Below are 14625 nucleotides of genomic sequence, written 5' to 3'. Positions count from 1 at the left end.
CGGGCGTAAGCACCTATTCCTCTTCATACACGCCGCGGGCGCCGTCGATCATGCCGGAGAAGAAAATCGCATTCATCAGAAGGCGTTCCGAGCCGGGGAAGGTGGCGCGGAAGACCGGGTTGTCCGCCATCATGATGACAGAGCCACGCCCCAGACGCTCGGCGACCACTGCGGGCGTGCTGGCGATCTCGGTCTGGCGCCGCTCCGACGCATAGCCCGACAAAAGGGGCGCATCCGTATACTCTGCAACAACCGCATAGGGATCATCTTCGGGACGGATCAGCACATCGGTCATGTTGCGCTGGACCGGCAGGGTGCGGTCATTGAATCCGAAACCCAGCGGATGGGAGATGTCGAGATCGGTCTCGAACAGCGCCCCGCCAATGATGTGCTCGGCTTCCCGCACCGCCATCTCTGAAGCATTGAGACGGGTCAGCGGTTCTTCGCGCTCTTCCTCTTCCGCTTCGCGGTCAAAGAAGGCGTCCTGCGCCCAGACCGCCGCCTGACGGGTGGCGATCAGCGTGCCGCCATCGCGACGAATCCAGTCTTCGACGGCTTCCTGAGCCGAAGTGGACAGACGCGCATTGCCGCCCACCATGATGAGGTGGGTGTACTCACCAAGGTCCATGCCGCCCACATCGTTCTTGCGAACAAGGGTGACTTCCATGTCGTGCTGGTGATCGAGCGTCCACCACATCTCACCGGCATCGTAACGCGACAGGCCATCATCAAAGGCGAGCAGCACATGCGGCTGCTGCAGGGAGCGGAAAATTCCCGCCGCGCCAAAGTCCGCGCCATCGGTCGGCGTCAGGCCGGAGGTGAGGGCGTGCACCGTCACCCCGTCTTCAGACGCAATGGTCTGCATCAGGGCGTGGATCTCCTCGCGGCTCATATCCTGACGGGCATAGGGCACGAAGATCGCGCCGCGACCCAGATCGACCCGGCCGCGCGTGGTTTCCGCCGTCACCGGCTCGGTTCCGGCGCGGGCATACAGTCCAGCGGACAGCACGCGGTTCAGCGCGCGGGGCGCATAGGTGTGCGACCATTCCAGCACATAGCCATAGGGGGCGACGTCCGGCGCTTGGGCGGCCTCAAACACGCCCGTGGCCAGCTCATCAGACCAGGAGACCGAGCGCAGACCGCTCAGCGCTGAATAGTCGAGGTCATAGGCGAGCGGCAGGGTCCAGCCGGACACGTCATAGAAGATGTTCTCTTCAAATTCGGTGACCTGATCGAAAATGCCCCGGATCATGCGGTGCTGGGTCTGGTTCATCGGGACGATGAAGGACTGGCCGGCGCGATAGGTGCGGCCATCGGCGCGCACATCGCCCTCGAGCTCATAGACCTCGATATCGTGCATGCGCAGCAGGCGCACGAAGCGGTTGGCGCGTTCAGGGTCACCGGCTGCAGTGAAGACATAGGCGCGGCGATTGTCCTGGCTCGCCATGCGCGCCGACTGCTCGAAATAGCTGCGCTGATAGTCGATCAGCTCGTCGCGGATATTGCGCGCGCCCTCGACCGTGGTCAGCACGGTGCGGAACTGGGTGCGCACATTGTCGGCTTGGGTGACAAGGCCGCGATCGGTCTCGATCTCACCGCCGCGGGCGGCGCCAATCTCGAACAGGATGCCGAGCGAGCCGTTGATCTGCGGATAGGTCGAGCCCTTGCCGATATAGAAATTATCAAAGCCCTCCTGGGTGGTGTAGAGCCGCCCTTCGGGGTCCAGGAAGTCAGAGGTGTGCTGCTGGGCGATGCGATAGGTCAGATCGCGTGCGCGCTCGGGGATGAGCGGGTTGCGGCGCAGCGCCTCGCCAGGGTGGAAGTAGAACGGGCTGGAAGAGCCCATCTCGTGATAGTCCGCCGAGACCATCGGCTTCCACTCATGCCATTTGCCGATCCAGGCCTGGGCCTCGGGTTGGGTCAGCAGCAGCCATTGGCGGTTCAGATCGAACCAGTAATGGTTGGTCCGCGCTTCGGTCCACAGATTGTGGATGATGTCGGCCGGGTCGGTGTTCTGGGCCTGGGAGAAGAAAGTCTCCACATGGTTCACCCGGCGCGAATGGCCGTCCGGATTGAACACGGCGGTGAACAGGATCACCGTATCGTCCAGCGTGTCGCCGATAGCAGCGTCGCTGGCGGCGGCGAAGTGGTAGAGCGCGGGCATGGCGGCATCCATGCCGGAGGATTCCGCGCCATGGACCCCGAAATTGATCCACAGAACGAGAGGCGTGTCCTCGGCGACGGCTTCACCCCGCATGCGCGCCAGGTGCGCTTCGCGGATCTGGTCGATTCGGGTCTGGTTCTCCGGCGAGGTCACCGTGAAGAAGAGAATCGGGCGGTGCTCGTGGGTGTAGCCGATGGTTTCCACCGTCACCCGGTCAGACGCCGCCGCCACTTCGCGCAGATAGCTGACCATGTCGCCATGGCGGACGGGGCGCGAGCCGACTTCATAGCCGAAGCTGTCTTCCGGCGCCGGGATGGCGTCATCATAGGAGACGCCTTCGGGCATGTAGTAGGAAATGGGCTCGGCATGCGCCTGCGCGCCAGCCAATGCAGCGCCGAGCGCGAGCAAGCTCGCGCGCAAAATGCTCTTCATGATGTCTCCCCATGAGCCGTTACTCGGCCCGATTTTGTCATGGCGATGATTTGATCGGCAAGCTAGACCGCCAGAAGAGCGGCGACCAGTGCTAGCCGAATTCAATTTCGCCCTGTATGAGAGCGCCAAAGATCGCAGGCTTCGCACCTGCGAACAGACAGATCTGCGAGACAAGGACCTCCCCATGACCGCTCCCGTCGAGCGCATTCGCAATATCGCCATCGTGGCGCACGTCGACCATGGCAAGACCACCCTGGTGGACAAGCTTCTTCGTCAATCGGGCACGTTCGACGAACGCGCCGCGGCGGTTGAACGCGTCATGGACTCCAATGACCTGGAGAAAGAGCGCGGCATCACCATTCTCGCCAAGAACACGGCGGTGACCTGGAACGACTACGCCATCAACATCGTGGACACCCCTGGCCACGCCGACTTCGGCGGCGAGGTCGAGCGCGTGCTGTCTATGGTGGATTCGGTGCTGCTGCTGGTGGACGCCGTGGACGGCCCGATGCCGCAAACCACCTTCGTGACCAAGAAGGCGCTGGCTCTGGGCCTCAAGCCCATCGTGGTGATCAACAAGGTCGATCGTCCGGGCGCGCGCCCCGATTGGGTCGTCGATCAGACCTTTGACCTGTTTGACCGTCTGGGCGCGACTGACGAGCAGATGGACTTCCCGGTTGTCTACGCTTCGGCGCTTGAAGGCTGGGCGACGCTGGATGTGGATCAGCGCGGCGGCGATCTGAACCCGCTGTTCCAGGCCATTGTGGACCGCGTGGCGCACCCGGATGTGGATCAGGACGCTCCGCTTCAGCTGCAAGTGTCTGCGCTTGATTACTCAAGCTATACCGGCGTGATCGGTCTCGGCCGCATCCGTCGCGGCAAGCTGAACAAGAACCAGCAGGTTGTCGTGGTGGGCGCAGACGGCGTCGAGCGTCGCGCCAAGGTGTTGCAGGTGTTCGGCTTCCACGGTCTGGAAAAGGTCGAGCGCGACTCTGCTTCCGCTGGCGACATCATCACCTTCAACGGCATTGATCCGCTGAACATCTCTGACACGCTGTGCGATCCCGAGCATGTGGAAGCCTTGCCGCCGCTGACGGTGGACGAGCCGACCATCTCCATGATCTTCCAGGTGAACGATTCCCCGTTCGCGGGTCGTGAGGGCAAGTTCGTGACTTCGCGTCAGATCAAGGAACGCCTTGATCGCGAGCTGATCCACAACGTGGCCCTGCGCGTCGAGCAGCAGGACAATGCCGACAAATTCCTCGTCTCCGGCCGCGGCGAACTGCACCTGTCGGTGCTGATCGAGACCATGCGCCGTGAAGGCTTCGAGCTTGCCGTGGGTCGCCCGCAGGTGATCTATCGTGAAGTCGATGGCGTGATGTGCGAGCCGTTTGAATCGCTCACCATCGACGTTGAGGAAGAGCATCAGGGCGGCGTGATGGAACGTCTGGGTTCGCGCAAGGCCGAACTCAAGAACATGGAGCCGGACGGCAATGGCCGGGTGCGCCTGGAATACATGGCGCCGACCCGCGGCCTGATCGGCTTCCGCTCTGAATTCCTGACCCTGACCCAAGGGTCTGGCCTGATGTTCCACACCTTTGACCACTATGCGCCGCGCACCGCCGGTGAAGTGGGTCAGCGTCCCAAAGGCGCGATCATCTCCATGGAGACCGGCAAGGCGCTGGCCTTCGCCCTGTGGAACATTCAGGAGCGCGGCAAGCTGTTCATCGGCCATGGCGTGGAAGTGTATGAAGGCATGGTCGTGGGCCTGAACGCCCGCGAAGAGGACATGATCGTCAACCCGCTCAAGGGCAAGAAGCTGACGAACATGCGCGCCTCGGGCACCGATGAAGCGGTGGTCCTGACCCCGCCGATCCGCGTGACGCTGGAATACGCGCTCGAGTTCATCAATGACGATGAGCTGGTGGAAGTGACCCCGGAAAGCATCCGTATCCGCAAACGCTTCCTGCTCGAGCACGAACGCAAGAAAGCCAGCCGCGAAAAAGCCAAATAGGCTTTTTGAACGCTGCATTGAAAAGGCCGGGCGCTTCGCCCGGCCTTTTTCGTTCAGAGGCCTGCCTGGTCCGCCATGCGCCCGAGCCAGTCAGCAACCTTTTCGGGCTGATCCATGGGCGCCAGATGACCGCCTTCTATGGCGTCAAACTCCGCGCCGCGCGCTTTCAAACCTGAGGCGTTGATCACCGTTGAGGCAATACTCGCCTTGAGCACATGCATGCGAGCGCCGAGCTTGCGCGCCGCCTTGAGAAGGTTATGGGCCTGTCCTTCGAAATTGGCGGCTTCCCATTCCGGGTCACAGGACAGGCAGACGCCTTGCGCTGCGGCTGTCAGGCCATCCTCGAGATAGTCCTCCAGAACGCCGTTCGCCCATCGCGCGAAAGTGGGGCGGGTGCGATAGCGCTCGGCGACGCTTGCCGCATCCGGCCAGCCATTGGAGCGCTTGCGCGCCGTCGCGCCCTGTTTGACCGTGCCTTTCATGAACCGCCAGAGCGGGGTGTGCGCCATACGATAGATCGAAGGCGGCAGGATGACGGGCTCAACAAGAGCGAGGGGCGGGGGGGCGTCCATGCGGGACGCCGCCAGCATCGTGCTGGATGCGCCCATGGAATGCCCTGCCAGCAGGGCGGGCGCGCGGTCGAGCCGGGCGTAAAGCGCCAGCAAATCGTCCGCATAGATGTTCCAGCTTTTATGGGTGCGTGGATCTGCGGGCAGGGTGGAGCGTCCATGTCCGCGCAGATCGGGCGCGATGATCTCGAACCGATCCGCAAGCGGCGTCAGAAGTTTCCGGTAAGCGCCGCCATTGAACCCGTTGGCATGGGCGAAGACCATGAGCGGCGCGCCCGGATTGGGCCAGCGCCAGGCGGCCATGACGCCGTCTTCTAGCTCGTACTGGGTGCGTATGGGGTCAGTCATGAGGCGCTTTCCGGTCGTCTGATCACAAGCGTTTGAGCATGCCCGATTCTCACCCGGGCGTGACTGGTCTTGGGCGGTCAGGGCGCTACCCTAGACCTCTGAAATCTGGAGCGTGGCATGAAAGCATTCCTTGGCATTCTGGGGCTGGCCTTGAGCCTTGTTACAGCGCCGCTGGCGGCGGCTCGGTCTGATCTGCATCAGCCCTGGGACGAGATTCTGGGCGCTTACCTTGTCGAGAGCGAAGACGGGATCAATCGCTTCGACTATGACCGTTTGCGCGGCAATGCCGATGATCGTGAGGCGTTGAACGCCTATATCGCGGCGCTGGAGGCGGTTCCGGTCAGCACTCTGGATCGTGATGACGCCTTTGCGCTCTGGGCCAATCTCTACAACGCCGTGACCGTGCGTCTGATCGTGGATGAGGCGCCGGAGACCTCCATCCGGCAGATCCGGCCGCGGCCCTGGTCGATCGGGCCCTGGGGCGTGGAGCGTGTGGTCGTCGAAGGGCAGGCATTGTCTCTGGATGACATCGAACACGGGATCATGCGTGAACGTTTTGACGCGCCGCTGGTCCATTATGCCGTCAATTGCGCCTCTATCGGCTGCCCGAACCTGAAGCGGGACGCCTGGCGCGCCGAGACCTTGCAGGCGGATCTGGAGGCTGGCGCGCGCGCCTATATCAATCATCCGCGCGGCGTGCGCGTGACTGAAAGAGGGCTGGAGCTGTCGCGTATCTATGACTGGTTCAAAGAGGACTTCGGCGGCACTGATGCGGGCGTCATCGCCCATATTCTGACCTATGCCGAGCCGGAATTGGCGGCACAGGTGAATCAAAATCCGACCATCAGATCATATGATTACGACTGGTCCTTGAACGAGCCCGGCCGATAAGGAGCCGGTTTGAATTTGGCGCGGGCGGGGAAAACCCCTACCTTTGTAGCCATGGGGTTGTGGCGCATATCCGCGCGATGGCTGAGCGTCGTACTCTTGTCGCTCGCCGGGCTCGCCGCCTGCAGCTCGCCCGCGCCGCCGGGTGAGGAGACGCTTGATGAGATCATCGAGCGGGGCGAGCTGATTGTCCTGACCCTTGAAAGTCCAAGCACCTATCGCCTGAACGATGCGGGCGAGCCTGAAGGTTATGAAGTCGCGCTTGTGCAGGATTTCGCACGCGAGCTGGGGGTTGAAGTTCGCTTCGAGCCGCAACGGGATTTGCGCCAGCTGCTGGCGAATATCGAGGGTGGACGCGGCCATCTGGCGGCCGGCGGGGTAACGGTGACCGAAACGCGCGCCGCGCGCATTAGCTTTGGCCCGGCGTACAAGGCGGTGACAGAGCAACTGGTCTGTCGTCGCGGCGGCCCTCGCGTCGAGAGCCTATCAGATCTTGTCGGTCTGGACCTCGCAGTGGTCGAAGGCTCGAGTTATGTCGAAACCCTTCTGGAATTGAAGGTCGACTATCCCGAGCTGGAGTGGCGCACGGTGGACGCGCCCTCCGCCATGCCCTTGCTCGATCAGGTCCAGTCCGAGGCGCTGGACTGCACAGTGGCTGACTCCACGCTGGTGGCGTATGCGCGCCTGCGCTTTCCCGAGCTTCTGACGCCGCTCGATCTGAGCGAGGAGCGATCGCTGGCGCTGGTCCTGCCTGCACAGTCCGAGCTGGAGCCATTGCTGAACGCCTGGTCCGAGCGCATGCATGAAACCAGTTTTCTGGAGCGTCTCGATCAGCGCTGGTACGGCGCGACCCAGCAATTTGATTATGTGGACACGGCGACGTTCATCCGACGCTTGGAAGACCGCTTGCCCGCCTTGCGCCCGTATTTCGAGGCGGCGGCGGAAGAGACCGGCATAGACTGGCGCTGGCTGGCGGCGCAGGCCTATCAGGAATCCCATTGGGATGAGGACGCGGTCAGCGCCACAGGGGTGAGGGGAATCATGATGCTGACCCTGCCCACCGCCAACGAGATGGGCGTCGAGGATCGCACCGACCCGGCCCAGTCCATTATGGGCGGAGCCCGGTATCTGCGTGAATTGATGGACCGCCTGCCTGACGATGCGCAGGGGCGAGATCGTCTGTTCCTGGCGTTGTCCGCCTACAATGTGGGTATGGGCCATCTCTATGACGCCCGACGGCTGGCGGAGCGTCAGGCGCTGGAAAAGGGCCGCTGGGGCGATGTGCGAAAGGTGATGCCGCTTCTGTCCGACCCTGAGCACTACCGGACTCTGCCGCATGGGTATGCGCGAGGACATGAACCCGTGCGCTATGTCGCCAATATCCGTCGCTATCGAATCTTGCTGGACCTGCACCTGGAAGGCTAACTGCCTCTGAGATTGTCCGGAAATGCCTCTCCCCAGACGCGTATTCTGTCGCTAAGAACACCTGCGAGGTGCGTTGGTCGAGGGATTCGGGTCATGCGGGATGCAAGAAACAGCGTGGACGGTTTTGAGACCGTCGCGAGCAGCCCGGAGAATTTCGAGCTGGGATATTGCGCCCGCCGACATGCGGTCTGGCTGAGCCTTCAGGGCTTCCGGTCGGTCGAAAAGGGATTGGAAGCCCTGCGAACTCTGGAAGGGCTGGTTTCGAGCCATCCCTGTCTGGCTCTCATCTTTGACTATCGGGATGCGGAGTATCCTGAAGACCTGTTCGCTGCTCTGCAGATGTACGCCCATATGGTGGATTTCCTGCCAGGATGCACCGTGATCACCTTGCGTGAAGACCAGCGTGAACCGATCACGCCATTGCTGACGCTGGAACTGCGCGCCGCGGGCATCAAGGTGATTGCGGTGGGGGATGAAACTGCAGCGATCGAGCAGATCGAACAACTCCAATAGCTCTGTCCTCAATCAAGCTGGAAGCCCCGAAAACGTCCTCGGGGTCTCTGCCCTGAAGGCCTGAGATACGCTTGATCTCGTCAGGTCATATCGTTGAACTGTCCAGCCCTTGTCGTGAGGGTCTGGCCGTCTACTGTACTCCCCATAAAACAGGGGAGAGCCAAAATGGCGTTCAATCATCGATACCTGCTTCAGGCGGGCATGCTGGCGCTCGCGACCAGTCTGGCGGCCAATGCAGCAGCATCCGCGCAGAGCGCGCCGATCGTGCAACCTGGCGCGCCGGGTGAGGATGTGCGCGAGATCAGCGCCGAGGAAGCGGTCCAGATCGCGGCGAACCGATTCTCGGTCGACGATGTGCGCTTCATGCAGGACATGATCATCCACCACCATCAGGCCGTGGAGATGGCGGAACTGGTGGCGGAGCGCACCAGCACTGAAGAGATCGTCGCCGTCGCCGGACGCATCAACGCCAGCCAGGCCGACGAGATCGCCTTCATGCAGAACTGGCTCACTGAGCGGGGACAGGACGCACCTGATCCGGCCAGTGACGCGCACTCCATGCATCAGGGGTCAGGGGATCATGAGGGCCACCACGGTCATCACAACGCGCACGCCACCATGCAGGGCATGGCGACGCCCGAGCAGATGATGGCGCTTGCGGCGTCCCATGGCGGTGATTTCGACGCGATGTTCCTGGAGCTGATGATTGCGCACCATGAAGGCGCGGTGGACATGGTCAATGCCCTGTTGGGCCAGCGCGGCTCCGCCTATGACCCGGTCCTCTATGACTTCGTCAATGATGTGCGCAGCGAACAGGCCGCCGAGATCCGGCGGATGAACACAGTTCTGTCCTCCTTGTCGGAAGATCCCCGCAATGGCCTGTCCGCAGGCTTCCGCGACGCCGGTCAGGCGATCTCCAATCTCGAGCTGATCGCCAGCCTGCCCAAGCCGACCGGCTTCTTTGACACCGAGAACCCGGCCGGTCTGCCGCCGGAAATCGAACCCGAGGACACTGACGAGGAGGTGGAGCGCCGCTTTGGCGAGCGGGCGCCGTTCCTGAGTTTCTCCAACACGGACATGGCGTTTGCGGGCGATCTGCTGGCCGTTGGCAATTATCACGGTTTCAACCTGTATCGTCTGGGGGATGACGCCCCCGAACTGATGAGCTCGGTGGTATGTCCGGGCGGGCAGGGCGATGTCTCCATTGTGGGCGATCTCCTGCTGGTGTCCGTACAGGACACGCGCGCCCGTGTGGATTGCGGCCGTCAGGGCGTCAGCGAGGAAGTCAGCGAGGAGCGCTTCCGTGGCCTGCGAATTTTCGACATCAGCAATCCTCTTGCCCCGCGCCAGGTGGGACAGGTGCAGACCTGCCGCGGCTCGCACACCCACTCGGTCGTGTCCAGCAATGAAGAGCGGATCGTGGTCTACAATTCGGGCACGAGCTCGATCCGGTCCGAGGAAGAGCTGGCGGGCTGTGTGGAAGGCCTGCCGGGCAATGAGGACACGGCGCTGTTTAGCATTGATGTCATCGAAATCCCGCTCGCCGATCCGTCCCGATCGCGCATCGTCGATAGCCCGCGCGTCTTCGCGGATGATGAAACCGGCCGCATTGCCGGTCTCTGGAGCGGCGGGGATCACGGTGAGGGGACCCAACGCACCAGCCGCACGGACCAGTGCCATGACATCACGGTCTTCCCGGCGCTGAATCTGGCTGCGGGCGCCTGTTCGGGCAATGGCATCATCCTGGACATCAGCAACCCGCTGGCGCCGCGACGCATCGATGCCGTGGTTGATCACGGGTTTGCGTACTGGCACTCGGCCACCTTCAGCAATGATGGCGCGAAGGTTCTGTTCACCGATGAATGGGGCGGCGGCGGTCGTCCGCGATGCCGGGCGCAGGATCCGGCGGATTGGGGTGCGGACGCCATTTACACCATCAATGACGGCCAGCTTGAATTCGGCGGTTATTTCAAACTTCCCTCGGCTCAGTCCGAGGAAGAGAACTGCGTTGCGCACAATGGCTCGATCATTCCGGTGCCCGGGCGCGATGTGTTCGTGCAGGCCTGGTATCAGGGCGGCGTGTCCGTTCTCGACTTCACCGATCCGGCCAACGCCTACGAGATCGCCTATTTCGACCGGGGTCCGATTGCCCCTGACGTGATGGTGCTGGGCGGATACTGGTCCACCTACTGGTATGACGGTCGCATCTACGGCACCGAAATCGTGCGAGGGCTCGACGTGTTCGAACTGACGCCGAGTGATCAGCTGAGCGAGAACGAGATCGCCGCCGCGCGTCTCGCGGATCAGGGCCAGACCTTCAATCCGCAGCAGCAATATCCGGTCAGCTGGCCGCAGCACCCGGTGGTGGGCTTGGCCTATCTCGATCAGCTCATGCGCGACGAGGCTCTGCCTGCCGAACAGGCCGAAGCGCTCTACGCGGCGCTTGGACAGGCTGCAGAGGCTGTGGATGCCGGTGAGGACAACGCCCCGCTGTCGCGAGAGCTCCGTCAGCTGCGTCGGGACCTGTCGCGTGCAAGCGTGGAGGGGGAGGCCGCCACGGCCCGCCTGTCCGCCCTTCGCGAGGTGATGGACGGGGTCGCCGGCGCGCTGCGCTAGAGCGATCCTCCAGGAAAGTGTGAAGGAGCCGGGCCGGTGACGGTCCGGCTCTTTTCTTTCTGGGGTGAGCGGGGTGTGGAGGCGCTCTAACCGTCGAGCGCCAGCACGCCCATCATTTCAAGTCCGCCCACCATGGCGTCCACGGCGATGGTGGCGAGGATGATGCCCATGATGCGGCTGATCACATTCGCCCCGGTCGCGCCGATGACCCGCTTGAGGTGCGGGGCGAGCAAGAGAAGGCCCAGCGTGATCAGCATGACCAGCAAGAGCATGGCGCCCGTCACGGACTGCTCGGCGATGGAGTTGCTGTGATTGTCGGTGAGCACGACTATGGCCAGCATTGCGCCGGGCGAAGCAATCGAAGGCATGGCGAGCGGGAAGACCGCGCCGCTCATATGATCGGATTCCGCTTCGGCGATCTCCTGGCTGGATTTGGGTGAGCCGAAGATCATGGTCAGGGCGAACAGCATCAGGACAATGCCGCCTGCAACCTGAAACGCGCCCAGCCGTAAGCCCAGCGTTTCCAGAAGCACTTGTCCCAGCAACAGAAAGCCGAACAGCACTACCGTGGCCACCAGAACGGCGCGCAACGCGATGCGTGTATGCAGACGTTCAGGCACGGACTGCGTGGCGTAATAGAACACCGGCAGGGTTCCGATGGGGTCGATCACCACGAACAGGGTGATGAAGTCGCGCAAAAGCGAGGGCGCAGATAGAAAGTCTGGCAAGGTGTCAGGCCTTCAGGTCAGGAATGGACGGGAGCGACGGGCGCGGTCACACCTTACCTGAAATCCGGGCGGAATTCAGGCCGGACCGCTAAAATGCCTAAAAAGTCTGGAAGATATGCGTTGACCCACGTCTGATGCGTGAAGGTCTGAGCCAGAAGGTCTGGCGGAGACGATGGGATTCGAACCCACGATACCCTTTTGAGGTATACTCCCTTAGCAGGGGAGCGCCTTCGACCACTCGGCCACGTCTCCACCGACGGGTTTAGCCGTGCTTGCACCTGCCGATCAAGTCGCTCGCGCTTTTGAGCTGCAGTTTGTGCTGCAAACGGATGGGAATAAGTGCGGATCGCTTTGCGTTCGGGGCGAGGCTCGCCTATCTCAGCGACATGAACGATATCGTGCTCAACGCTCTCGCTTCGGTGGCTGATCCAGCCAGCGGCGCGCCCCTGAATCGCTCTGGCCGCATTGACGGCGCGGATTTGCGCGACGGTGTCGCAACGCTTGTGCTCAAGCCCGGCGCAGCGGGCGAGGACACGGCCGCCCTGCGTGAGGCGATCCAGGCGGCTCTGACGGCGCATCCTGATATCGAGCGCGCCCGGGTGATCATCGAGGCGGCTTTGAACACCAAGGCCAAAAACGCCAAACCGTCCACGGGTGAGGGCGAGGCCCGCAGCAAGCCGCCCGCCAAGGCGATCATCGCGGTGGCGTCCGGCAAGGGCGGGGTGGGTAAATCCACCACTGCGGCCAATCTGGCGGCGGCCTGTGTGAAGATGGGCTTGTCCGTCGGTCTGATGGATGCGGATGTTTATGGCCCGTCTGCGCCGCGGATTTTCGGGCTCAATGATGTCTCCGGCCTTCAAAAGTCCGAGCACGGCATCGAGCCGTTGCAAGCCCATGGCGTCAAACTCGTCTCCATGGGTTTTCTGGTGGGCGAGCGGGACCCGGTGGTCTGGCGGGGTCCGATGGTGACCGGCGCGATCCGTCAGTTCCTCAACGAGGTGAACTGGGGTGATCTGGATGTGCTGATCATCGACATGCCGCCAGGCACGGGCGACGCCCAGCTCGCGATTGCACAGGGCGCCCCCATCTCTGGCGTCGTGATCGTCTCGACGCCTCAGACCCTGGCGCTAGATGATGCGCGCAAGGCGGTGTCGCTGTTTGACCGCACCGCCATCCCTATTCTCGGGATCGTGGAGAATATGAGCTTCTTCCTGTGCCCGTCCTGCGGCGAGGGAACCGAGATCTTCGGACGCGGCGGGGCCCGCGCAGAAGCCGAGCTTCTGGGCGTGCCGTTCCTGGGCGAGATTCCGCTTCATCCCGAATTGCGTCAGGCCAGCGATGAAGGCCGGCTTGTGGCGTCCGGTGACGGTCCTGTCGCCAAGGCGTTCCAGCGAGCCGCCGCAGGCATGCTGCATGCGCTGGAGGGCGCACATCGTGCGTCGCCTGAAATCGTCTTCGAGGACTGATCACGCCACAGTGACAGCGGGACGCACTTGAGCTGCGCGCTTAAACTTGTCAAAATTGATAATTGATAGCGGGCGATCCTCAATGCCCGGCGCCACTCAGAGAGAATGAAGATGGAAAACTGGTCCCCCCAACAGGTCGACGCCGCGCTGAAAGCCGGCGAGATCATCCTTGTGGATGTGCGTGAGCCGGGTGAGTACGAGAACGAGCGCATCCCCGGGGCTCTGCTCTTGCCGCTGTCCACGTTCGACCCGGCTGCACTTCCCACGGGACAGGGCCGCAAGGTGGTGCTGCACTGCGCAGCGGGCGGGCGCTCGGGCAAGGCTCTGCAAGCATGTGCAGCCGCTGGCGCAGATGTCACCGCGCATCTGGCGGGCGGCATTGGCGCATGGAAAGCGGCGGGGCTGGGCTATTATCGCATCGAGCCCTCGACTGGCCAGATGGTTCTGCAAGCCTGATCCGGGCTGTTCGCGAAACAAAAAGGGCGCGCAAGGCATTGCGCGCCCTTTTCTTTTCAAGTTTCAGTCGCCGGCTATTCGGCCAGGAAGCCTTCAACAAGGCCAGCCGTTTCGGCAGGCCATTCCTCCATCGGCACATGGCCGGTGTTCTGCATCAACACGAGACGGGAATCGGGGATGGCGGCGTCAAAGCGCGGTCCGTGGGTCGCCGGGATCATCGCGTCGCTATCCCCCCAGATGATCAGGGTTGGCGCGGAAATACGGGCCAGATCGGGATTGGGGTCGGGCAGGGTGAATTGCTCGATCCGTTCGATCAACGCCTGGCCATTGCCGTCGACCCGCATCATGGCGCGAATACGCGCGAGCTGCTCAGGCGTAACCTTTGTCGGGTCGGCGTACAGCGTGGATGTGGCGTAAGCGACGCCGGCTTCCGGGACCAGGGTCAGGTAGGCGCGCATGGCGTCAGGCAGGGGGGCGGGTTCGTCCCCCACGCCCAGATTCGGATAGCCGCCCGGATCCATCAGGATCAGATGGTTCACACGCTCGGGGTGTTGGGCGGCATAGCGCCAGGCGATCAGGCCGCCTAGTGAGTTGCCGCCAATGGCAAAGCTGCCGGGCGCGATTTCGTCCAGCAGCGCGCTCACCTGTTCGACGGTTTCTGGCACCGAATAGGCGTGATCCGCGCGCGGGCCGGTCAAGCCATGCCCGGGCAGGTCAAACCGGATGATGCGATAGCTGTCCTCAAGCTCGGCCGCCATGGCGTCCCAGGCTTCCAGGGAATGGCTATAGCCGTGGATGAGAACGAGGGCGGGGGCGTCAGCAGAGCCTGATTCTCGGACTCGCCAGTCCTCGCCCTCAACGGTGACGAAGCGGTCCGCATCGGTCATCCATTCAGACTGGACCGCCCCGGAATCCAGCGGACGCAGGGTCCAGGCGAAATAGGCGATTACCAGAACCGCCAGCAGGATTACCCCGCCCAGAATTCGCAGCAACATGGTCGTCATCC

Annotated in this window: 11 protein-coding genes and 1 tRNA gene; 7 read left to right on the top strand and 5 right to left on the bottom strand. The window is 62.8% G+C overall.

All coding sequences use genetic code 11. The features are described 5' to 3' along the window. Nucleotides 1–13: 13 nt before the first annotated feature. The gene (locus ACFELO_RS07710; RefSeq protein WP_440957196.1) at nt 14–2596 is read right to left on the bottom strand and encodes a M14 family zinc carboxypeptidase; all 2583 of its coding nucleotides are present in this window, start codon (nt 2594–2596) and stop codon (nt 14–16) included. A gap of 184 nt (nt 2597–2780) precedes the next feature. On the opposite strand from ACFELO_RS07710, the gene typA reads away from it, so the two are divergent. Next, nucleotides 2781–4610, top strand: a complete 1830-nt coding sequence (gene typA / locus ACFELO_RS07705; protein WP_440957195.1) for a translational GTPase TypA — start codon at nt 2781–2783, stop codon at nt 4608–4610. Nucleotides 4611–4663: 53 nt separating this feature from the next. On the opposite strand, the gene ACFELO_RS07700 is transcribed toward typA, so the two are convergent. Continuing rightward, entirely contained in the window at nt 4664–5527 is an 864-nt protein-coding gene (locus ACFELO_RS07700; RefSeq protein WP_440957194.1) for an alpha/beta hydrolase, read from the bottom strand. A 117-nt stretch (nt 5528–5644) separates the two neighbouring features. Between ACFELO_RS07700 and ACFELO_RS07695 the strand changes: the two genes are divergently transcribed. From ACFELO_RS07695 to ACFELO_RS07680, 4 genes are all read left to right on the top strand, one after another. Continuing rightward, the gene (locus ACFELO_RS07695; RefSeq protein WP_440957193.1) at nt 5645–6418 is read left to right on the top strand and encodes a DUF547 domain-containing protein; all 774 of its coding nucleotides are present in this window, start codon (nt 5645–5647) and stop codon (nt 6416–6418) included. 51 nt (nt 6419–6469) lie between these two features. After that, the gene (gene mltF, locus ACFELO_RS07690) at nt 6470–7840 is read left to right on the top strand and encodes a membrane-bound lytic murein transglycosylase MltF (protein WP_440957192.1); all 1371 of its coding nucleotides are present in this window, start codon (nt 6470–6472) and stop codon (nt 7838–7840) included. 93 nt (nt 7841–7933) lie between these two features. Further along, complete coding sequence (locus ACFELO_RS07685; RefSeq protein ID WP_440957191.1) at nt 7934–8353, top strand: hypothetical protein; 420 nt, start codon at nt 7934–7936, stop codon at nt 8351–8353. A 165-nt stretch (nt 8354–8518) separates the two neighbouring features. Beyond that, nucleotides 8519–10969, top strand: coding sequence for a DUF305 domain-containing protein (locus tag ACFELO_RS07680; RefSeq protein ID WP_440957190.1), 2451 nt, complete (start codon nt 8519–8521; stop codon nt 10967–10969). A gap of 86 nt (nt 10970–11055) precedes the next feature. Here the strand turns inward: ACFELO_RS07680 and ACFELO_RS07675 are convergent, their stop codons facing one another. Beyond that, nucleotides 11056–11697, bottom strand: a complete 642-nt coding sequence (locus ACFELO_RS07675; RefSeq protein WP_440957189.1) for a MarC family protein — start codon at nt 11695–11697, stop codon at nt 11056–11058. A 161-nt stretch (nt 11698–11858) separates the two neighbouring features. Then, nucleotides 11859–11949 (bottom strand) — tRNA-Ser (locus ACFELO_RS07670). A gap of 77 nt (nt 11950–12026) precedes the next feature. On the opposite strand from ACFELO_RS07670, the gene ACFELO_RS07665 reads away from it, so the two are divergent. Further along, the gene (locus ACFELO_RS07665; RefSeq protein ID WP_440957188.1) at nt 12027–13163 is read left to right on the top strand and encodes a P-loop NTPase; all 1137 of its coding nucleotides are present in this window, start codon (nt 12027–12029) and stop codon (nt 13161–13163) included. A gap of 111 nt (nt 13164–13274) precedes the next feature. After that, nucleotides 13275–13619 (top strand): rhodanese-like domain-containing protein, encoded by a 345-nt coding sequence (locus ACFELO_RS07660; protein WP_440957187.1) that lies wholly within the window; start codon nt 13275–13277, stop codon nt 13617–13619. 74 nt (nt 13620–13693) lie between these two features. Here ACFELO_RS07660 and ACFELO_RS07655 read toward each other — a convergent pair whose 3' ends face one another. Continuing rightward, nucleotides 13694–14614, bottom strand: a complete 921-nt coding sequence (locus ACFELO_RS07655) for an alpha/beta fold hydrolase (RefSeq protein ID WP_440957186.1) — start codon at nt 14612–14614, stop codon at nt 13694–13696. Nucleotides 14615–14625 lie beyond the last annotated feature (11 nt).

Source organism: Oceanicaulis sp. LC35, from assembly GCF_052055585.1.
In the GTDB taxonomy this organism is placed as follows: Bacteria; Pseudomonadota; Alphaproteobacteria; order Caulobacterales; family Maricaulaceae; genus Oceanicaulis.
This window is presented reverse-complemented; position numbering and strand designations above follow the sequence as displayed.